Origin of the sequence: Rathayibacter rathayi, assembly GCF_004011095.1 — a bacterium.
GTDB lineage: Bacteria > Actinomycetota > Actinomycetes > Actinomycetales > Microbacteriaceae > Rathayibacter > Rathayibacter rathayi.
On sequence record NZ_CP028129.1, the window covers coordinates 1,043,533 to 1,063,962 of the forward strand.

The following is a 20,430-nucleotide window of genomic DNA, read 5'->3' on the forward strand; positions in this document are numbered from 1 at the left end:
GGGGTGGACGGTGTCGGAGCTGCGCGGCACGGTGGTCGCATGCCCGAACTCCCCGAGGTCCAGGCGCTCGCCCTCGACCTGAACGCGCGTCTCGGTGGACGTGTGCTCGAACGGCTCGACGTGTTCGCGGTCTCCGCGTTGAAGACGGTGGCGATCTCGCCCTCGGCCCTGGCCGGCGAGGTCGTGCACGCAGTGACGCGGCACGGCAAATTCCTCGACCTCGCCGTCGGAGACGCGCACGTCCTGCTGCACCTGGCCCGCGCCGGCTGGGTCCGCTGGCGTCCGGAGCGGCCGACGGCCCCGGTGAAGCCCGGTCGGGGCCCGCTCGCCGCGCGGCTGATCCTCGCTGACGGGTCCGGCTTCGACGTGACGGAGGCAGGCACGAAGAAGAGTCTGGCGCTCTCGATCGTCGCCGACCCGCTCGATGTGCCGGGCGTCGCCCGCCTGGGCCCCGATCCGCTCGATCCGGCTTTCACGAAGGAGATCTTCGGCGCGATCCTCGCCACCGCGGGCCGGGCGCAGCTGAAGGGCGTCCTCCGCGATCAGTCGCGCATCGCCGGGATCGGCAACGCCTACTCCGACGAGATTCTGCATGTCGCTCGGATGTCTCCTTTCAAGCCCGCCGCGCTCACTGGCGACGAGCTCGACCGTCTCTACTCGGCGCTCCGCTACACCCTGGAGGAGGCGCTCGCTCGCGCGGAGGGCCTGCACGCCGCCGACCTCAAGCGGGAGAAGAAGCTCGGGATGCGGGTCCACGGCCGCACCGGCGAAGCCTGCCCGGTCTGCGGCGACACCGTCCGCCAGGTGATCTTCCACGACTCCACGCTTCAGTACTGCCCCACCTGCCAGACCGGCGGCAAGGTCCTCGCCGACCGCGTGCTGTCGCGGCTGCTCCGATAGCGGGCGGGGGCGGCGGTGCACGAGGGGCGCCGAATCAGAAGGGGGGAGGGGTGTCGACGAAGTGAGGGCGGGCGCGCGGGGGAGCGCCGGGCAGAGCGGGTGGCCTGGTGGTGACGCGGCGGCCGGTCGGGGTGGTCCAGTCGGCTGTGCCGTCGGCGTGGAGTACGTAGGTCCAGCGATCGCCGTGACGGACGTGATGGTGGGCGACGCAGAGGCTGAGGAGATTATGGAGGGCCGTCTCGCCGCCATTGCGCCACTCAAGCGCGTGGTCTGCCTCGGTGGTCGACGCAGGCCGGGCGCAACCGGGGAAGCGACAGGTCACGTCCCGCAGTTGAAGATGGAGCCGCATGCGCGGGGGCGGTACGCGGAGGGTGCGCCCGACCGAGAGGACCGCACCGGTAACCGGATCCGTCAGGACGCGGGTGAAGGAGGTCGCGACGCTCGCGAGCTCGCGAGCGACCACGGCGGGGATTAGTCCGTATCCGTCGAGGTGTGCCGGGCCATCGTCGAGTCCGGCGGCGGTCCGGGCGGGGAGGGTCAAGCGGACCTCGGCGCGCACACCGGGCACGAAGGTTCGGTCGAGCTCGTTGCCGCCGGGGGTCGACCCTGAGACGTCGCCGTCGCAGAGCAGATCGGTGAGGGCATCGGCACGCAGCTGCGCCAACGTGCGCACCTCCCCGTCGCGCTCCTGCCCGGGGGTGCTTCCGCTCTCGCGGAGGGTCCGGGCGATGCGGTCGAGCCGATCGAATGCTCCGAGCGCGACGGGCGCCGGCAGTCGGGCACACAGCGTGGCCATCCCGTCGACGTCTGCTCCGACCCAGACACTCCGGTCGTCGCGGGCGCGAGTGTGCCGTTCGGCAAGCGGCTCCTCGTGCACCTCGTCCCGCAGCCGCGCGACCGCACTCCGCAGGCGTGTCGGCGTCAGCGAGGCGGCCGCATCGGCCGCCCGCTGGTCGAACGCGGCCCGGGAAGCGGCAGGCAGGGTCCGCGCGACTCCGCAGATCACTTGCCCGGCCTCCCACCGGATCCGCGCTTCTGCAAGCGCTGCGCGGGTGCGGGGCAGATCCTCCGCCAGTAGCTGCGCCTGCTCGAGCTCTCGAGCCGCGACACGCTCGGAGACTCCCAGTGAGACCGCCAACTCGGCGCGGATCGACCGCTCGACGAGGTCGCCCGCCTCGCTACGCGAGAGGCTGCGACCTCGGGCGAACGACTCAGGGTGGGCGAGGGCGGCGGTGTAGCTCGCGTACAGTTCGTCTGCCGCCGCGAGCAAGACGGGCGCGGCGGAGCGGACGAGCGCGGACGCGCGATCCGCCCGCGCCCGCACCTCCTCGAGCGCCGTCTCCGACGCCTCCGCGCTCACTGTCCATCCCATATGTATATTGAACCAGGGACCACCGACATCTGCCCGGTGAGATCGTCCCAACGGGAGAACTGACCGCCTTCGACCACCTGTGGAGGAGTTTTCCCGCCGTGCAGCCGCCCGTCGATCCGATCTGCTGCACACCGCGCGAACCTCGCTCCTGCTGCGCACCCACCTCGGATGGCCGACTGCGGAGAGCCGGGCAGGGACCGGCTCTCGAATGGGCACCGACGCCGGGCAGGGACCGGCTCTCGAATGGGCACCGACGCCGGGCAGGGACCGGCTCTCGAACGGGCACCGACGCCGGGCGGGGACCGGCTCTCGAATAGACTGGTCCCTGCCATCAGCGGCGCCCTCGGGGGTCGCACGCAACGAGATTTCCGAGGGAGCACCGTGTCCGGGCATTCCAAGTGGGCCACGACCAAGCACCAGAAGGCGATCAAGGACTCGCGTCGCGCGAAATCCTTCGCCAAGCTGATCAAGAACATTGAGGTGGCCGCCAAGATCGGCGGCGCCGATCTCTCCGGCAATCCGACGCTCGTCGATGCCGTGCAAAAGGCGAAGAAGACGTCGGTACCCAACGACAATATCGACCGTGCGATCAAGCGCGGTGCGGGACTCACCGGCGAGGTCATCGACTACACGACCATCATGTACGAGGCCTACGGCCCGAACGGTATCGCGCTACTCGTGGAGTGCCTGACGGACAATAAGAACCGCGCGGCGGCGGACGTGCGCACGGCGATGACGCGCAACGGCGGCACGATGGCCGACCCGGGCAGCGTCGCCTACAACTTCACCAGGAAGGGCGTGATCTCGGTGCCGCACGGCGGGAACGTCACCGAGGACGATGTGCTCGGCGCGGTCCTCGACTTCGACGTGGACGACGTGCTCGACCACGGTGAGAGCTTCGAGGTGCGGGTCGAGCCGAGCGAGCTCGTGCCGGCGCGCTCCGCGCTGCAGGAGGCCGGTATCGACTACGACTCCGCCGATGTCGAGTTCGTCGCCTCGCTGCAGGTCGAGGCCGACGCCGAGACGGCCCGCAAGGTTTTCCGCCTCATCGACGCGCTCGAGGACTCGGATGACGTGCAGAACGTCTACACGAACCTCGACATCACGCCCGAGGTGCGCGCCGAGCTCGAGAACGAGGAGTGACGCGGTGAGCCCGGCCCGACCCCGGACGACGGCCTGATGCGCGTCTTCGGGATCGACCCCGGGCTCACCCGCTGCGGTGTCGGCATTGTCGACGTCGGCCGCGACCGCCGCGCGACTCTCGTTCACGTAACGGTCCTGCGCACGCCGCCAGAGCACGCCCTCGAGCGCCGCCTGCTTGCCCTGGGCGACGGACTCGAGGCGCTGCTGGATGAGTACCGCCCCGACTCCGTCGCGATCGAGCGGGTCTTCGCGCAGGACAACGTCAGGACCGTGATGAGTGTCGCGCAGATCAGCGGAGTCGCGATGGTCGCGGCCGCTCGACGCGGGCTGCCTGTCGGCATGCACACGCCGAGCGAGGTGAAGGCCGCTGTCACCGGCTACGGAGCGGCGGACAAGCGGCAGGTCACTGTCATGATCCAGCGCGTCCTCCGGCTCGATGCTCCACCGACGCCGGCCGACGCCGCCGATGCGCTCGCCCTCGCGGTCTGCCACGCCTGGCGGGCGTCGCTCGGGGCATCAGCCGACTCAGCGGCGGCGGTTCCCCCCGCAGCGGTTCCCCACGCAGCGGTTCCCGGCGCACCGGGTCCCGCCGAGGACGGCACCCCAGCCCAGCAGGCGTGGCGCGCCGCCGAGGCCGCGAGTCGAACGCCTGTTCGAGCATCTAGACTGGCGCGGTGATCTCCTCCCTCCGCGGCACCGTCCTCTCCGCCCGCGGGAGTCTCGCCGTTCTCGATGTCCACGGCGTCGGCTACGCGGTGAACGTAACGCCGCAGCACGCGCTCGAGATGCGCGTCGGCGACGAGACGACGCTCAGCACCGTGCTCATCGTCCGAGAGGACTCGTTGACGCTCTACGGCTTCCCCGACGAGGAGCAGCTCGAGATCTTCGAGCTGCTGATCGGAGTGACGGGGGTCGGCCCGAAGTCGGCTCTCGGCGTGCTCGGTGCGGTCGAGCCGGATCGGATCGCGCAGGCGGTCGCCGACGAGGATGACGCGGTGTTCCGCAAGGTGAGCGGCATCGGTCCCAAGACGGCGAAGCTCATCATCCTGTCGCTCGCCGGCAAGGTGAGTGTCCGGCCGCGCGCCGCGCGCGGCTCGGGTCCGGCGGCCACCGCCGCTCAGAACGTGCTCGCGGCCCTCATCGGTCTCGGCTGGCCCGAGCGCACCGCGTCCGAGGTGGTCGACGAGATCCTGCTCGACGCGCAGGCTTCCGACGCCGCGAACGTCCAGGCGCTGCTCCGCCTCGCCCTCGCCCGCCTCGGCCCGGCGGCACGCTCGTGAGCGACGACGTGCTCGGCGCCGAGGTCGCCTCGGAGGCGGAGGTCGCCTTCGAGGGCGCCCTGCGGCCCAAGAACCTGAGCGAGTTCGTCGGGCAGCGCAAGGTGCGCGGCCAGCTCGAACTGCTGCTCAAGGCCGCGGCGATGCAGGGGCGCACGCCGGACCACATCCTGCTAGCTGGCCCGCCCGGTCTTGGCAAGACGACCCTCGCGATGATCGTGGCGGAGGAGAGCTCGTCGCCGCTGCGCCTGTCTAGCGGCCCGGCGATCCAGCACGCGGGCGACCTCGCCGCCGTGCTCTCCTCGCTGCTGCCCGGCGAGATCCTCTTCATCGACGAGATCCACCGCATGGCGCGCTCCGCGGAGGAGATGCTCTACCTCGCGATGGAGGACTTTCGGATCGACATCATGGTCGGCAAGGGTGCGGGAGCCACCTCCGTCCCGCTCGATCTCGCTCCGTTCACCCTCGTCGGGGCGACAACGCGCTCGGGTCTGCTGCCGAATCCGTTGCGCGACCGCTTCGGTTTCACCGCGCACCTCGAGTTCTATGCGGAGGACGAGTTGCGTCAGGTCCTCGCGCGGGCGGCTCGGCTGCTCGAGCTCGACATCGGTGCGGACGCGGTGGCCGAGATCGCCGGGCGCTGCCGGGGCACTCCGCGCATCGCGAACCGGCTGCTCCGTCGCGTGCGTGACTTCGCTCTGGTGCACGGTGGTCGGGCCGATGTCACCGCCGTCCGTGCGGCGCTGGAGCTGTACGACGTCGATGCGCTCGGGCTCGATCGGCTCGATCGGGCGGTGATGGAGATCGTGCTGACCCGCTTCGATGGCGGGCCGGTCGGCCTGAACACCCTCGCCGTCTCGGTGGGGGAGGAGGCGGAGACGGTCGAGGCGGTCGTCGAGCCGTTCCTCGTGCGGATCGGGCTGCTCACCCGCACACCGCGGGGCCGCGTGGCCACTGCGGACGCCTACCGCCACTTCGGGATCGACCCCCGGGGAACGGCGGCCCAGCCGCCCCTGTTCCCCGATGATCTATGATTCTCTAGGCCCGACGGGCCGCTCGATTCGTTCCGCCTCGATCTGAGGCCGTGCGGCGGATCGCCCATCCACTCCGGAAGGCCCACTCATGGATCCGACGATCATCCTGCTCGTCCTGCTGCTCGTCGTGATGATCATTTTCATGTTCCGCAACAACAAGAAGCGCCAGCGCGACGCAGAGAGCATGAAGAATAACCTTCAGCCGGGAGTGGAGCTGATGACCGGCTCCGGCCTCTTCGGCACGGTCGTGTCGATCGACGACGAGGCGAACAAGATCGTCATCGAGTCGACCCCCGGCACGTTGCTGACCATCCACCGTCAGGCGATCGCGCGGCTCATCGACCCGAGCGAGAATGCCGTCGAGACGTCGGACGAGGACGAGGTCGAGCCCCTTGCCGCGACCGGTTCGCCCGAGTTCGGCGAGCGCGACTCCGCGCACAGCGACCCGCTGGTGGACCCGGTCGAGCGCGACCGCCGTCCCGACGCGCAGTAGTCTCCTGGGCGGGCTGGGCGCACCGGCGCCTGCCTGCCTTTCTCCGCGTCCGGGCGACCCCGGGCGCAACACCGTCGACCGAAGAGAAAGCTGAGCCCTGGGTGGCCGCATCAACCCCCGTCCGGAAGGCCCGCCGCTCCCTGAGTTGGCTCGGTGTCCTGATTCTCGCTCTCGTCGGACTCAACACGGCGGCCGTGCTGTGGGGCGGCGGCTCCTGGACGCCGAAGCTCGCCCTCGACCTCGAGGGCGGCACGCAGATCGTGCTGCAGCCGCAGCTGAACGACGGCGACACCGTCTCGTCCGAGCAGCTCACCCAGGCCGTCTCGATCATCCGCCAGCGCATCGACGCGTCGGGCGTCTCCGAGGCCGAGATCACGACCCAGGGCTCGAGCAACATCGTCGTCTCGATCCCGGGTACTCCCGATGACGAGACGCTCCAGCGCATCGAGGCCTCGGCGAAGCTCGACTTCCGGCCCGTGCTCGTCGCGAGTCAGGCCACCAACAGCTCGGTCGGCGGCGACGCGACCTCCTCGCCCACACCGACCCCGGTCGATCCGTCCCTCGCGACGGAGCCGACCGCCTCGCCCACCAGCGCGAGCGACCTCACCTACCTCACGCCGGCGCTCGAAGCCCAGTACACCTCGTTCGACTGCGCCTTCCTGAACAACCAGGACCCGAACCTCGCGCCGGCCGACCAGCCGCTCATCACCTGCGACGACAGCGGCACGGTCAAGTACGTGCTCGGTCCCGTCGAGATCACCGGCGAAGACATCTCGGACGCATCGAACGGCCTGATGACCACCTCCTCAGGAGCGAGCACCGGCACCTGGGCCGTCAACCTCTCCTTCGATGACCAGGGGACGCAGGCTTTCGGCGACGTGACCTCGCGCCTCGTCGCGCTGCAGGGAGCGCAGAACCAGTTCGCGATCGTGCTGGACGGCCGGGTCATCTCGGCTCCGTCGACCAATGCAGCGATCACCGACGGCAACGCGCAGATCTCGGGATCCTTCACCCAGGCGTCGTCGAAGACGCTCGCCGACCAGCTCAAGTACGGCGCTCTGCCGATCGGCTTCCAAGTGCAGAGTTCCGACAGCATCTCCGCGACGCTCGGCTCGGCGCAGCTGGCCAGCGGCTTGCTGGCGGGCCTCATCGGCCTGATCCTGGTGATCCTCTACTCCCTTGCGCAGTACCGCGTGCTCGGAGCCGTGACGATCGCCTCGCTGATGGTCGCCGCGGTCGTCACCTACCTTGTCGTCACACTGCTCTCCTGGCGGGAGGGACTGCGCCTCTCGCTCGCGGGAGTCGCGGGTCTGATCGTCGCGATCGGTATCACGGCCGACTCCTTCATCGTGTACTTCGAGCGCATCCGCGACGAGTTGCGGGACGGCCGCGGGCTCGAGTCCGCCGTCGAGGCCGGCTGGCGCCGGGCGCTGCGCACGATCTTCGCGTCCGACATGGTGAACCTGCTCGCCGCGGTGGTCCTCTTCGTCCTCGCCGTCGGCAGCGTGCGCGGCTTCGCGCTCACCCTCGGTATCACGACGATCATCGACCTCGTCGTGGTGGCCCTCTTCACCCACCCCATGCTGCAATTGATGGCCACACGGCCGTTCTTCGCCGAGGGGCACAGGGCCTCGGGTCTGGATCCCCGGGCGCTCGGAGCGGTCTACCGCGGCCGGGCGGCGTTCCGCCCGCAGGACCAGGTGGTCGCCGGCAAGCGCTCCTCCGCTGCTCGGGAGGCCGCTAAGCGCCAGACCATCGCCGAGCGCAAGGCCGCCGAGGCCGCCGGCCTGCGCAACTCCACCGATTCGAACGGGAAGGACGCGTGATGGCCAGCTTCTCGCAGTTCGGAAACGACCTCTACACCGGTGCGCGCTCGATCGACTTCGTCGGCCGCCGCCGCACCTGGTACTTAGTCTCCCTCGCTCTGATTCTGATCACGCTGCTCGGGACACTCGCGCGCGGCGGGTTCAATTTCGGCATCGAGTTCACCGGGGGGTCGCAGTTCACGGTGTCCTCGCCGTCGAGCCTTGACCAGGCGACGGCCACCGACGCGGTCACCTCGGTCGCCCCCGAGACCGTGCCGCGCGTGTCGATCGTCGGCGACGACTCCATTCGCGTGCAGACCGGCCAGCTCTCGACCGACGAGTCGACCGCCGTCCGCAACGCGCTGTCCGACGCCTATGCGGTACCCACCGAGCAGGTCGCTTCCTCCTTCATCGGAGCGGCGTGGGGCAACGACGTCACCCAGCAGGCCCTGCGCGGCCTGGTCATCTTCGTGGTCCTGGCGGCCCTGGCTATGTGGGCGTACTTCCGCACCTGGAAGATGTCGCTCGCGGCGATCGTCGCGCTCCTGCACGACCTCGTGATCGTCGCCGGCGTCTATGGCATCACCGGCACCGAGGTCTCGCCGGCGGCGGTGATCGGTCTGCTCACCATCCTTGGCTACTCCCTCTACGACACGGTCGTGGTGTTCGATAAGATCCGCGAAAATACGGCTGAGGCGCTCAGCAGCACGACACGCACGTTCTCCGAGACGGTGAATCTGGCCGAGAATCAGACCCTCGTGCGCTCCATCAACACCTCCATCGTCGCCGCGCTCCCGGTGGCCGCGATCCTCGTGATCGGAGCTTTCGTCCTCGGCGCGGGCACCCTCCGCGACATCTCCCTCGCCCTTCTGATCGGCATCATCGTCGGCACCTACTCGACGATCTTCGTTGCGGCTCCGCTCTACGCCCAGCTGCGCAGCCACGAGGGCGAGATCGCGAAGCACGACAAGCGCGTGGAGTCGACTCGCGCGAAGGCGACCGCACCGGCGGCGCCAGCCGTGCAGGGCTGAACCGTGGCGGAGTACGCACAGGTCACCGCCGCCGATGCGATCGGCCTCGTCGAGCGCCAGGAGGTCTGGCTGCTGGATGTGCGGGAGGCGCACGAGTGGATGGCGGGGCACGCTCCGGCCGCCCACCACTTTCCGATGGGAGAGATCGGCGCACGCCAGGACGAGCTACCCGGCGATACGGCGATTCTGGTGGTCTGCCATTCCGGAGTCCGCTCCGCGATGGTCACCCAGGCGCTCGACGGAGCCGGCTACGAGGTCGCGAACATCGACGCCGGGATGACCGCCTGGGCCGCTGCGGGCGGCACCGTTGTCGACGGCGAGGGGAACCCGGGCCGTATCGGCTGACGTCGCGCGTGTTCGCCGGAGGCGCAGCGGTCATCGGCACCCTCCGCACGGGCGATAATGGGGCGATGGAGATCCCCGCGTGACGGAAACGACGACGACGTCCTCGACCGCTGCCCTGCGCAGATTGGTCCCCCGGATTTTCTCGCGCGCGCAGCCCTCCGGTGCGGTCGACACCCTCGTCCGCACCGTCCGAACGCACCATCCGAAGAGCGATATCGCGCTGATCGAACGTGCGTACTCCGTTGCGGAGCGGGCACACGCGAGCCAGAAGCGCCGCAGCGGCGAGCCGTACATCACGCATCCGCTCGCCGTCGCGCAAATCCTCGCCGATCTTGGCATCGGCTCGAAGACCATTGCGGCGGCGCTCCTGCACGACACGGTCGAGGACACCGACTACCAGCTCGACGAGTTACGCGCGGACTTCGGCGACGAGGTCGCGATGCTGGTCGACGGCGTCACCAAGCTCGACAAGGTCAAGTACGGCGACAGTGCGCAGGCGGAGACGGTCCGCAAGATGATCGTGGCGATGTCAAAGGACATCCGCGTCCTGATCATCAAGCTCGCCGATCGCCTCCACAACGCGCGTACCTGGGGCTTCGTCCCCGCCGCGTCCGCAGCGCGCAAGGCGACCGAGACGCTCGAGATCTATGCGCCGCTCGCACACCGCCTCGGCATCCAGGCGATCAAGTGGGAGCTCGAGGACCTGTCCTTTGCGGTGCTCTATCCCAAGATCTACAACGAGATCGAGAGCCTGGTGAAGCGGAGGACTCCGCAGCGCGAGGAGTTCGTGCAGAACGTCATCGACCTGATCAGCGAGGATCTGCGCGCGGGCCGGATCCGCGGGCGCGTCGTCGGGCGGCCGAAGCAGTACTACTCGATCTACCAGAAGATGGTCATCCGCGGTCGCGAGTTCGACGAGATCTACGACCTGGTCGGCATTCGTGTGCTCGTCAACTCCGTTCGCGACTGCTATGCCGTGCTGGGCTCGATCCATGCCCGCTGGACGCCGATGCCGGGACGCTTCAAGGACTACATCGCGACGCCGAAGTTCAACCTCTATCAGTCGTTGCACACGACCGTGGTGGGGCCGAAGGGTCGTGCGGTCGAGATCCAGATCCGCACGAATGAGATGCACCAGCACGCCGAGTTCGGCATCGCGGCGCACTGGAAGTACAAGGAGCAGATGGCCACCGGTAAGGTGCCCACCTCCGGATCGAACGACACCGACCTCGCCTGGCTCGCGCATCTCTCCGACTGGCAGTCCGAGACGACAGACCCGAACGAGTTCCTTGACTCCCTCCGCTTCGAGATCGGCGCGAAAGAGGTCTATGTCTTCACCCCGAAGGGGCGAGTGATCGGCCTCCCGACGGGCGCGACTCCCGTCGACTTCGCCTACGCAGTGCACACCGAGGTCGGCCACCGGACGATGGGCGCGAAGGTCAACGGGCGCCTTGTGCCTCTAGAGTCCTCGCTGACCACGGGCGACGTGGTCGAGGTCTTCACCTCGAAGAACCCCGATTCCGGGCCGAGCCAGGACTGGCTGAACTTCGTGCAGAGCCCGCGGGCTCGCAACAAGATCCGCCAGTGGTTCACGAAGGAGCGGCGCGACGAGGCGATCGAGCAGGGCAAGGACTCCATCGCCCGCGCGATGCGTAAGCAGAACCTGCCGCTGCAGAAGTTGATGAGCCAGGACACCTTCACCGAGGTGGCCAGTCAGCTGCGCTACAACGATGTGGAGGCGATGTACGCGGCGGTCGGCGAGGGCCATGTCTCGACTCAGTCGGTGCTCGAGAAGGTCGTCTCCTCCATCCAGGGCGATCCGGAGTCGGACGAGAACGAGGTCACTCTCCCGCGCTCGCCCCGTCCGCGCAGCCGGAGCAGCGAGTCGGGCGTTTTGGTCAAGGGCGCGCCGGACATCCTGGTGAAGCTCGCGAAATGTTGCACCCCGGTGCCGGGGGACCAGATCGTCGGCTTCGTGACCCGCGGCGCGGGCGTCTCGGTGCACCAGGCGAACTGCCACAACGTGCAGGAACTTTTGAAGGAGCCGGAGCGGATCGTCGATGTCGAATGGGCGCCGTCCTCCAAGAGCATCTTCCTCGTGCAGATCCAGGTGGAGGCGCTGGACCGCTCCGGACTGCTGAGCGACGTCACGCGAGTGCTGTCGGAGTATCACGTCAACATCCTTTCGGCCACCGTCTCGACCTCGAGCGATCGCCTGGCGATCAGCCGTTTCGTGTTCGAGATGGGCGACACGACCCACCTCGATCGTGTGCTCAACGCCGTGCGCCGGATTGATGCGGTCTATGACGTGTATCGGGTGAACGGGGGCTGATCCCCGGGCGGGGTCGAGCCGAGCGCCGCCCGCAGACGTCGTTCGACGATCCGCCGCGCGGCGACTCCGGGGCCGTCCTCTAGCCGCTGGAGGACCGGGCCGAGGCCGGTGCGGGTGCTTCGCGACAGTGCCTGGAGGACCCGTCCGTCGCCCGCCGTCCGTGCCAGGTCGATCATCGTGCGGACCGCGGACGTGACGGGGGTGCCGCCGAGCTGCACTACATCGGTCTCGTCGAGCAGCACCTCGTGGCAGCACAGACGGGCGCTCGTCGGCGGCTGGAGGCGTCTCCGCCGGTCGATCGAGGCGCTGTGCACCCGAGGAGGGTCGCGCAGCGCGCCGTGCACCCACGCAGCGGAGAGACGGTCGGCGACCGATCCCTGAGGAAGCAGCGATCCTAGAGCGGCACCGCGCTCCGGGGCACCGATCGGCAGATCGGCGACGAGGAACGCCTCGTCGAGGGCGATCAGCTCGCCGTCCAACCGGGCGGCGCAGAGTTCGGCCAGGGGGAGGTGCCCGGGCAGCAGGACGGAGGGGAGGCGCATGCAGCCATGCTGGCCGATGCGCCTGCCCTCCGGAGCGTTACGGGCGGATCTGTGGAGGGATCGCCCGAGCAGGTTCAGCCGATCGCGTCGAGCCAGACCCTACGAGCGTCTAGCGCCTCCTGCGCCTGGGCGATAGCGGCGCGGTCGCCGCGTGCCTTCGCCTCGTCGAGTTCGTCCTGAAGCTTCTGGATCGCGGCGGTCAGCTGCGACGCGAGGCCCTCGGAGCGTGCCTTGCGCTCAGGGTTACTGCGGTTCCAGTGCTCCTCGTCGAGCTTGCGCACATGCGCCTCGACCTTGCGGAGCCGGTCCTCGACCGATCGCACCTGCTCCCGCGGCACCCGGCCGATCGCGTCCCAGCGCTCCTGGATCACGAGCAGGACGCGCTTCGCCTTCTCACGGTCCTGCTCCTCCAGGAGCGGCTCGGCCTCCTCGAGCAGGGCGAGCTTGAGGTCGAGGTTCTCGGTGTACTCGACGCTCTCCTGCGCGACGATCTCGGCCTTGGCGCCGTAGATCGCATCGCCGGCCGCCTTAAAGCGCGCCCAGAGCGCGTCGTCGAACCGCTTGCCGGCCCGCCCGGCGACCCGCCAGCGCTCGAGGAGCGCTCGGTAGTCCGGGATGGCGTCGGCGCCCTGGGGCACCAGTGCCTCGGCCTGGTCGATCAGCGCCTGCTTGGCCTGTTTGGCCTCACGATGCGCCGAATCGAGATCGGCGAAGAACGCCTTGCGGTTCTGCTCGATCGTGGTGCGTGCACCACGGAAGCGGCGCCACAGCTCGTTCGCATCGTTCTTGGGCAGACGCGGGCCCTGCTGCTGGTGGTTCTGCCAGCGGGCGAAGAGGTCGTCGATCGCTGCGCTGGCCTGCTTCCACTGCGTCTTCGCCGGATCGACCGCCGCGAGCGCCTCCGCTTCGGCGACGATGGACTCGCGGTAGGCGAGCGCCTCCGACAGCGCGGCCTTCGACTCCGCCGCCTGCTGCTCGGTGAGGTCCTCGACCGAGCCGCTCAGTGCGTCCACGCGGGCCTGCAACGCCTCAAGGTCGCCGACGGCGTTCGCCTGCGCGACGGCCGCGGACAGCGACTGTACGGTGCGTGCGACGTCCCCGGCGGGGGCGCCCCGCTTGGCGCGCTGCTCGAGCAGGGAGACCTGCCCGGCGAGCTCCGTGTACTTGCGCTCGTAGTAGGCAAGCGCCTCCTCGGGAGTCGCATCGGGGTACTGGCCGACCTCGCGCTCCCCGTCGCCGACGCGGACGTAGACCGTCCCGTCGTCGCCGACCCGTCCCCACGGCTGCTGGTCACTCATCGCTCGGAGCCTCACCTTGCTGTTCGATGTCGTGCTTCTCGGTGCCCGTCGCGTCGTCGGCCAAAGGGGCTCGACGGCCGGAGGGCCGAAGACCGCGCTCGGCCGCGAACGAGCAGTGACGACAAGCCTATTGCACTCCCCGCGCGGGCGGACCGTGCCGGTGTCGCGGGTGCCGCTCCTGGCGAGTGCAGTTACTGGACGGAGACGGAGCTGATGATCACCGGCTCGGCGGGAGCGCCGTCGCCCGAGCCGTCGACCGTGCCCTTCGCGACGACATCGCTCACCAGCGCGTCCAGGCCCGAGGTCACCTGCCCGAGGACGGTGTAACCGCCGGCGGCGTCGGAGGGGAGGGTCGTGTCCTGGTAGACGACGAAAAACTGGCTGCCCTGGCTATAGCCGTTGCCACCCTGACGGGCCATCGCGATGGTCCCGGCCGGGTAGACGCCGTCCGCGGGGGCGTTCTCTACGGGCCCATAGCTGTAGCCGGGGCCGCCGGTCCCGTCTCCGTCCGGGTCGCCGCACTGGAGGACGTAGAGGCCTTCTGTGGTGAGGCGGTGGCAGGAGACACCGTCGTAGAAGCCGGACTGGGTGAGGGAGATGAAGGAGGAGACGGCCTGCGGTGCCGCCGCGCCCGCGAGAGTGATGCCGAGCGGATCCTCGTTGATCGAGAGCGTGCCGGTCCAGTCGCGGCCCTCCGCGATGTCGGAGGAGGGGACATCGCCGGTGTTCTCGCCCGTGGCGGCGGGCGTCGGCGTCAAAGCGGGCGTCGGCCCGGCGACCGGCGCGCCGGGGCCGCTGGAGAAGTAGAGGAGCTGGGCGACGACGGCGAGCCCGATCACGACGACAGCGGCGAGCGCCGCGATCACGTTGTCGCGCACGCGCCGTTTTTGCCTCGAGCGGTGGAGACTCTGACGGGCCTGATAGCCCCGGAGCCGGGTGCGCGCCTCGCGGTCGTTCGACTTGCCCTGGGCCACATGTTCCTCCGACATTCTCGCCCGCGCGGCTTCGGCGCGGTGGCCCGCGCACGCAGGCCGGGTCGAGCCTACGAGAAGTGCCGGAGACGCGACAAACGCGGCTCCGTCTGGGGGTCCGTCCGGTGGTCTGGGGGTCCGTCCGATGGAGGGGCGGACGGATCCTCTGTCGGAGGCCGTCGATACGCTGAGTGCATGACCACGCAGCAGGCCGGGCTCCGCTCCGGGGCGACTCCGCTCGCCGTGCGGATGCGGCCGCGCAGCCTCGAGGAGGTCGCGGGGCAGCGCCACCTCCTCACGCCCGGCTCGCCCCTGGTCGCCCTCGCCGCCGACACGACCGGCGAGCGGGGAGCGGTCTCCGTGATCCTGTGGGGGCCGCCCGGCACAGGCAAGACGACTCTCGCGCAGGCGGTGGCCCACTCCAGCGGCCGGCGCTTCGTCGAACTCTCCGCCGTCACTGCCGGTGTCAAGGATGTGCGGCAGGTGATGGAAGAGGCGCTCTCCACCCGCGACCTCTACGGCACGTCGACCGTGCTGTTCCTCGACGAGATCCATCGTTTCACCAAGGCGCAGCAGGACGCGCTACTGCCCGGGGTCGAGAACGGCTGGGTGATCCTGATCGCGGCAACGACCGAGAACCCATCGTTCTCGGTGATCGCACCGCTGCTCTCGCGGTCGCTCCTGCTGACGCTCGAGCCGCTGAGCGATGACGACTTGGGTGTGCTTGTCGACCGCGCGCTGCACGACGAGCGCGGGCTGCGCGACTCCGTGGTGCTCGACGAGGAGGCCCGTGCGAGCATCGTGCGCCTCGCCTCGGGGGACGCCCGGCGGGCGCTGACGGCGCTCGAGGCCGCGGCCACGTCGGCCCGCTCGGAGGCGCGCGAGGCCGACCGCCTCGCGCGGGCGTCCGCCGTGGAGGACGACGAGGACGACGAGGACGCCGCCGCGTCCACCGCCGCAGAGGAGACCGCGCTGCCCGTCATCACCACGGAGGTGGTCGCGCGTGCGGTGGACCGTGCTCTCCTGCGTTACGACCGCAACGGCGACGAGCACTACGACGTCATCAGCGCCTTCATCAAGTCGATCCGCGGCTCGGACGTCGACGCTGCGCTGCACTACCTGGCGCGGATGATCGAGGCGGGGGAGGACCCGCGCTTCATCGCCCGCCGGATCATCGTCTCCGCCTCCGAGGACATCGGCATGGCCGACCCGCAGGCCCTCGTCGTCGCGATCGCCGCGGCCGACGCCGTGCAGTTCATCGGCATGCCCGAGGGGCGCATCCCGCTCGCGCAGGCAGTGGTGCACCTGGCGACGGCCCCGAAGTCGAACGCCGCCTACTCCGCCATCGACTCCGCCATCGCCGACGTCCGTGCGGGCAAAGCGGGGCGCGTGCCGGCGCATCTGCGCGACGCGCACTACCCCGGTGCCAAGCGCTTAGGTCACGGCAAGGGCTACCGTTATCCGCACGATGCCGACCTCGGCGTGCTCGAGCAGCAGTACCTGCCGGACGCGCTCCAAGGCGCACGCTACTACCGGCCCACCGAGCACGGGAACGAGCGGGACGTCTCGGCGCGATTGGCCAAGCTGCTGCGCATCATCCGCGGCGGCCGGGGCTGACCGAGCTTCGGCACCGGCGCAGATGCTCCCGGCCTGATAGTCTTACGAGGTTGCCCACCGCTCTGTAGCCGAGCGGAGCAGCGCATCCCTCTGAATCGCGCAGCCCGCCACCGCGGTCACCCTTCCTCCGCACCCGCGGAGGACACGACCGCGGCGTCCGCCCTCCTTCCGGAGTCGGCGGCCGAGAGCTGCGACCGAACCTCTCAGACCTTGGAAGGACCACAGTGTCGACCACGTCCCGTACCCGCTCGAAGACGCGCCTCTCGCGCGCCCTTGGCATCCCTTTGACCCCGAAGGCCGCCCGCTACCTCGAGAAGCGTCCCTACGCTCCCGGTGAGCACGGCCGCTCGAAGCGCAAGGCCGACTCCGACTACGCGGTCCGCCTGCGAGAAAAGCAGCGTCTGCGTGCCCAGTACGGCATCCGCGAGAAGCAGCTCCGCATTGCCTTCCAGGAGGCGCGCCGCACCCAGGGCCTGACCGGTGAGAACCTGGTCGAGCTCCTCGAGATGCGTCTCGACGCCCTCGTCCTGCGCTCGGGCTTCGCTCGCACCACCGCGCAGGCCCGCCAGTTCGTCACCCACCGCCACATCATGGTGGACGGCAAGACGGTCGACCGCCCCTCCTTCCGCGTGAAGCCGGGCCAGGTCATCCACGTCAAGACCCGCTCGGAGGGCACCGAGCCCTTCCAGGTCGCCGCCGCCGGTGGACACGTCGACGTTCTCCCCAAGACCCCGGGCTACCTCGAGGTCGAGATCGACAAGCTGCAGGCGACGCTCCTGCGTCGGCCGAAGCGCGCCGAGGTCCCCGTGACCTGCGAAGTGCAGCTCGTCGTCGAGTACTACGCGGCCCGCTGAGTCCAGCCCCGCGCGAGAAAGGCCCCGGTGTCCGCGCCGGGGCCTTTCCTGTTCTCATGGATGCGCGTGTGCGATGTGCAGGAGCCGGTGCGATCTGCAGGCGATTCCCCACCCTCCAGCTCCGACCGGTAGGCACGACGGTTGATTCCTCAAGGATTGAACCTCGAGTGTCCCCGTACGACGGGCTGCGCCGAGGATGCGTGACAGCGGTCGCTTTCACTCCGGAAGGGAGCCATCAGCCACCGGCAGGTCGGCTCAGCGGAATATGTCGCGGCGACTCGGTCATCGGGGCGGTGCGATGACGTAATTGGAACCGAGCTGAGCAAAGACCTCCTCGATCGGGAGGTACTGCATGAGGTTCGCGTAGTCCCAGAGGCCCGCCTGCTGGATGATGCCGTACAGCCGTCCGTCCTCGCTGATCACGGGCCCCCCGGAATCACCGTGGTCGAGCCCTTGAGCGTTTGTCGATCGGGCCATGACTCCCTCATTGCCTTTCCACGGCGCAGGCCGATTCGGCTCCGACACCCAGTTGCAGTTCATTCCGGTCTCCTGTCCACTCGTGCAGAAGCGTTCCCCCGGTGCCGGAGTGCCCGGCGGTCTCATGCGCACTGCTCGTTCTCCGCCTCTCGTGCTCATGATGAGCATGCCCGCAGCTCGCGGCTCTACCGCGCTCCCGGCGAAACACGATTGGATGGATCCGAAGCATGTCCTCGGCGCCGGAGACGTGTAGGGCGGAATCACGGCGAGTTCGACGTCGTTGGTCGCAGACTGCCACACGACGCTTCCTACTTTCTTGTAGTTCAGGCCGACACTGGAATCGATGCCGGGAGCGCAGTGCTTGGCTAAGAGGACGTACCGTGTCGCAGCTACATACGGAGAGACCAGAGAGCCCGGCCCTCTGCGCGAGAGTACTGCGCCGACCGTGCAGTAGCTCCCATCGGGCATCGTCATCGCGGTTCCGGCGACGATGGGGAAGCGGGCTCTCGGGGCATCCTCTGCGCTCGCAGGGGCCGCGGAGCCGACGAGCGCGGCAGCAGCCAGAAAGATGCTCAGCACGCAGAGAGCCTTCCTCCGCGTGCGATCGGCGCGTTGAGATTTCATTGCTTCACCTTTCATGGACAAGAACCGCTGCTGCGCCTCAGCGAGAAAGAGGCCTGGCGTCGGTCATCGTGGGTGACGTCTCACTAGTCGGGATCGCGCTCGGCCGCATACGATCGACTATCCGGAGACAGGCCGGGCGAATCTCCGGCCGCGATGACTGTAGCCCGATCCCTTCTCGCCCTCGATCCTCGTCTCGTGAGTGTTCTCGCACTCTTCAACACTTGTCGATAGTTTCTTGCCTCACCATCGGGTACAGAAGATCCTCCGTGGAGGCACGAGAATGACGATGTCGCGACTTGACCGCGTCGCGGGCAGACTTCGGGTCACGTCAGGGGTCAGCTCCACCATTTCGTCGAGGGGTACTCGACTATCTTCGTCGCGCCGAGCGCGGCGGGCAGCGACGCAGCTCGCGCGTCGCATCGCCGGTCCGCGCGGCCGTTCGCCGCCCGGCTCAGACTCCGTCTGCACCCGCTTCCTACGCCCCGCTTCCTTCGGTTCGCCTGCAGGGTGCTTGCCATCGCCTCCGCCGACAGGCAAGCCCGCGAACTCGGCCATCGCCACTCCGTGCAATCGGCAGGACCCCGTGCGATCTACAGGGGGATCAGTGGATGGGAGCGCTCTCTTTCGCTGATGTGACTCAGGGATTCCGGACGAAGACCTCGATTGATATAGTCGGTGACGTTGGCGGCCGCTTGTCGTCGGGTGCGGAAGTCAATCCAGTCGAGGCGTTCACTCTTCAGCTTCGAAAAGAATAATTCTGCTGCCGCATTGTCCCAGCACTGCATTCGGGCGCCCATCGAGCGACGTAGTTCGTTCGCTGCGCAGTAGCGTGCGAATCGTGTGGAACAGTAGTGGGTTCCGTGGTGGGTGTGGAAAATCGCGCCGGCGTGGATAATGCCCTTCTCGGAGGCGACTCGTTGAGCACGGATGACGAGATCGGCGCCCTGTTCATCGCCTCTTGCGAAACCCATAGGATTGGGCAAAAATCTTAGCGTGAACTACAAAAGCCTTGGTTGGAAGCATTGAGGCTTATGTACAAGTCCCTGGTGCGTTCCGCGAACAAGCCTCTGACCAAGGCTTTTGTGAAGTTCTAGCCGAATTTTGCATATGCCTCATTATGCGGTTTCCTGGATCGGAGTTTTGCATAAGCCTCCCAGCATCGATTATTACGTGACTCGCTGAAACCAACTCCGCAGAGAAAGGCCGCGGTGCTCGCACCGGGGCCTTTCTCGTTCTCCTGGGTGCGCGGGTGCGATTTGCAGGGGATCTCGATGTCCCGCCCTCCGGCTCGCGGTGGAATGCGGGATCCGCCCGCGTTGCCCGGCAGATCGCACAGGCTCCTGCGAATCGCACATTCCCCTGCGAATCACACATTCCCCTGCGAATCGCACAGGGTCCTGCGAATCGCACCTGGTCCTGCAGATCGCACGTAGTTCTGCGAATCGCGAGCACTGCTGCGTATTGCCCGCGCGGGCCGTCCCTCGGCTCGGCTCGCGTCCGTCCGCTCCGCGCCCGTCGGTAGGCTGGAGTGTCGCGCTGGGCGGCATCGAACGGAGGTCACCGTGACCGGTGGAGACATCGCAGGGCTCATCGCCGCGGGGGTGTTCGCGATATTGGTCGCGGTCGCCGCGATCCCGCTCTGGAAGCTGGGACGCGTCTTCGACAGCACGAGCGTCGCCATCAAGCAGGCGAGCGACGGGCTGACGCCTATCCTCGACGAGTCCGCGTCCACCCTGCGCGAGGCCAACCACCAGCTCGCCCGGGTCGACACGATCACCAAGGACGTCGCTGAGGTCACCGGCAATGTGAACGCACTTGTCGCTCTCACCGCCGCGACTGTCGGCGGTCCGCTGATCAAGCTCGCCGGCTTCACCGCCGGAGTCCGGGCGGTGCTCGTCGCCGGGCGGACCGCGGACAAGGTCGAAGCGGTGGCCGGTCGCACTGCCGCCAAGCGTTCGAAGCGGGCGCGCTCGAAGTAGAACCGCTCCCGCGCCTTAGAATCGAACGGGCCAGAACCGAACGGGCCCACAATCGAACGAGCCAAAATCGAACGGGTCGCCGCGCCCGCCCATCGCCGTGGAAGGACATCCCGTGAAGAACATCCTCCTGATCGTCATCGGGATCGGCCTCGGATTCGCGGTCGCTCACCGGGTCTCGCGCACCGACGCGGGATCTCGCCTCTTCGCCGACCTCAACCGCACCGCGAAGGAGCTCGGTGAGGCCCTCTCCGAGGGGTACCACCAGCGCGAAGCCGAACTCAAGGCCGCCATCGGCGAAGGCTGACGCCCCGCCGCCCGACATCCGCGTCGTCACCG

20 protein-coding genes are annotated in these 20,430 nt (G+C 68.6%); 14 read left to right on the forward strand and 6 right to left on the reverse strand.

Going from position 1 to position 20,430, the window contains the following annotated elements; genetic code table 11:
• Positions 1–39 precede the first annotated feature (39 nt).
• Positions 40–900 (forward strand): DNA-formamidopyrimidine glycosylase family protein, encoded by an 861-nt coding sequence (locus C1O28_RS05175; RefSeq protein ID WP_097167041.1) that lies wholly within the window; start codon positions 40–42, stop codon positions 898–900.
• Between the two features lie 34 nt (positions 901–934).
• Here the strand turns inward: C1O28_RS05175 and C1O28_RS05180 are convergent, their stop codons facing one another.
• Positions 935–2,272, reverse strand: coding sequence for an HNH endonuclease signature motif containing protein (locus C1O28_RS05180; protein ID WP_160487551.1), 1,338 nt, complete (start codon positions 2,270–2,272; stop codon positions 935–937).
• 381 nt (positions 2,273–2,653) lie between these two features.
• Here C1O28_RS05180 and C1O28_RS05185 point away from each other — a divergent pair, with 381 nt between their 5' ends.
• From C1O28_RS05185 to C1O28_RS05225, 9 genes are all read left to right on the forward strand, one after another.
• Entirely contained in the window at positions 2,654–3,415 is a 762-nt protein-coding gene (locus C1O28_RS05185; protein WP_097167042.1) for a YebC/PmpR family DNA-binding transcriptional regulator, read from the forward strand.
• A gap of 36 nt (positions 3,416–3,451) precedes the next feature.
• On the forward strand, positions 3,452–4,093 hold the full coding sequence (ruvC, locus tag C1O28_RS05190; protein ID WP_097167043.1) for a crossover junction endodeoxyribonuclease RuvC: 642 nt from the start codon (positions 3,452–3,454) through the stop codon (positions 4,091–4,093).
• Positions 4,090–4,695: a Holliday junction branch migration protein RuvA gene (gene ruvA, locus C1O28_RS05195; protein ID WP_097167044.1), complete on the forward strand. Its 606-nt coding sequence runs from the start codon at positions 4,090–4,092 to the stop codon at positions 4,693–4,695. Before ruvC ends, ruvA begins: the two co-directional genes overlap by 4 nt.
• Complete coding sequence (ruvB, locus tag C1O28_RS05200) at positions 4,692–5,726, forward strand: Holliday junction branch migration DNA helicase RuvB (RefSeq protein ID WP_097167045.1); 1,035 nt, start codon at positions 4,692–4,694, stop codon at positions 5,724–5,726. Before ruvA ends, ruvB begins: the two co-directional genes overlap by 4 nt.
• Positions 5,727–5,814: 88 nt before the next feature.
• The gene (gene yajC / locus C1O28_RS05205; protein WP_097167046.1) at positions 5,815–6,219 is read left to right on the forward strand and encodes a preprotein translocase subunit YajC; all 405 of its coding nucleotides are present in this window, start codon (positions 5,815–5,817) and stop codon (positions 6,217–6,219) included.
• Between the two features lie 101 nt (positions 6,220–6,320).
• Positions 6,321–8,045 carry a protein translocase subunit SecD gene (gene secD / locus C1O28_RS05210; protein WP_097167047.1) on the forward strand — a complete coding sequence of 575 codons (1,725 nt, stop codon included), beginning with the start codon at positions 6,321–6,323 and terminating at the stop codon, positions 8,043–8,045.
• Positions 8,045–9,055 carry a protein translocase subunit SecF gene (gene secF, locus C1O28_RS05215; protein ID WP_097167048.1) on the forward strand — a complete coding sequence of 337 codons (1,011 nt, stop codon included), beginning with the start codon at positions 8,045–8,047 and terminating at the stop codon, positions 9,053–9,055. Before secD ends, secF begins: the two co-directional genes overlap by 1 nt.
• A gap of 3 nt (positions 9,056–9,058) precedes the next feature.
• Positions 9,059–9,400 (forward strand): rhodanese-like domain-containing protein, encoded by a 342-nt coding sequence (locus tag C1O28_RS05220; protein WP_097167049.1) that lies wholly within the window; start codon positions 9,059–9,061, stop codon positions 9,398–9,400.
• Between the two features lie 79 nt (positions 9,401–9,479).
• Positions 9,480–11,732 (forward strand): RelA/SpoT family protein, encoded by a 2,253-nt coding sequence (locus tag C1O28_RS05225; protein WP_097167050.1) that lies wholly within the window; start codon positions 9,480–9,482, stop codon positions 11,730–11,732.
• On the opposite strand, the gene C1O28_RS05230 is transcribed toward C1O28_RS05225, so the two are convergent.
• The 3 genes from C1O28_RS05230 to C1O28_RS05240 form a co-directional block, all read right to left on the reverse strand.
• Positions 11,702–12,274: a hypothetical protein gene (locus C1O28_RS05230; RefSeq protein ID WP_097167051.1), complete on the reverse strand. Its 573-nt coding sequence runs from the start codon at positions 12,272–12,274 to the stop codon at positions 11,702–11,704. The genes C1O28_RS05225 and C1O28_RS05230 overlap by 31 nt on opposite strands.
• A 74-nt stretch (positions 12,275–12,348) precedes the next feature.
• The gene (locus tag C1O28_RS05235) at positions 12,349–13,572 is read right to left on the reverse strand and encodes a DUF349 domain-containing protein (RefSeq protein WP_097167052.1); all 1,224 of its coding nucleotides are present in this window, start codon (positions 13,570–13,572) and stop codon (positions 12,349–12,351) included.
• 191 nt (positions 13,573–13,763) lie between these two features.
• Positions 13,764–14,546 (reverse strand): peptidylprolyl isomerase, encoded by a 783-nt coding sequence (locus C1O28_RS05240; RefSeq protein ID WP_243392080.1) that lies wholly within the window; start codon positions 14,544–14,546, stop codon positions 13,764–13,766.
• A gap of 192 nt (positions 14,547–14,738) precedes the next feature.
• Here C1O28_RS05240 and C1O28_RS05245 point away from each other — a divergent pair, with 192 nt between their 5' ends.
• Positions 14,739–16,160 (forward strand): replication-associated recombination protein A, encoded by a 1,422-nt coding sequence (locus C1O28_RS05245; RefSeq protein WP_097167054.1) that lies wholly within the window; start codon positions 14,739–14,741, stop codon positions 16,158–16,160.
• A 224-nt stretch (positions 16,161–16,384) separates the two neighbouring features.
• The gene (gene rpsD, locus C1O28_RS05250) at positions 16,385–17,014 is read left to right on the forward strand and encodes a 30S ribosomal protein S4 (protein ID WP_068210518.1); all 630 of its coding nucleotides are present in this window, start codon (positions 16,385–16,387) and stop codon (positions 17,012–17,014) included.
• A 282-nt stretch (positions 17,015–17,296) separates the two neighbouring features.
• On the opposite strand, the gene C1O28_RS05255 is transcribed toward rpsD, so the two are convergent.
• Both C1O28_RS05255 and C1O28_RS05260 read right to left on the reverse strand, forming a co-directional pair.
• Positions 17,297–17,491: a hypothetical protein gene (locus C1O28_RS05255; RefSeq protein WP_104275086.1), complete on the reverse strand. Its 195-nt coding sequence runs from the start codon at positions 17,489–17,491 to the stop codon at positions 17,297–17,299.
• Between the two features lie 1,214 nt (positions 17,492–18,705).
• Positions 18,706–19,086, reverse strand: coding sequence for a DDE-type integrase/transposase/recombinase (locus C1O28_RS05260; protein WP_097167055.1), 381 nt, complete (start codon positions 19,084–19,086; stop codon positions 18,706–18,708).
• Between the two features lie 591 nt (positions 19,087–19,677).
• On the opposite strand from C1O28_RS05260, the gene C1O28_RS05265 reads away from it, so the two are divergent.
• Together C1O28_RS05265 and C1O28_RS05270 are read left to right on the forward strand one after the other, a co-directional pair.
• A complete protein-coding gene (locus C1O28_RS05265; RefSeq protein WP_097167056.1) occupies positions 19,678–20,094 on the forward strand; it encodes a DUF948 domain-containing protein in 417 nt (138 codons plus the stop codon).
• 112 nt (positions 20,095–20,206) lie between these two features.
• A complete protein-coding gene (locus C1O28_RS05270; RefSeq protein WP_097167057.1) occupies positions 20,207–20,398 on the forward strand; it encodes a hypothetical protein in 192 nt (63 codons plus the stop codon).
• Positions 20,399–20,430: the final 32 nt, after the last annotated feature.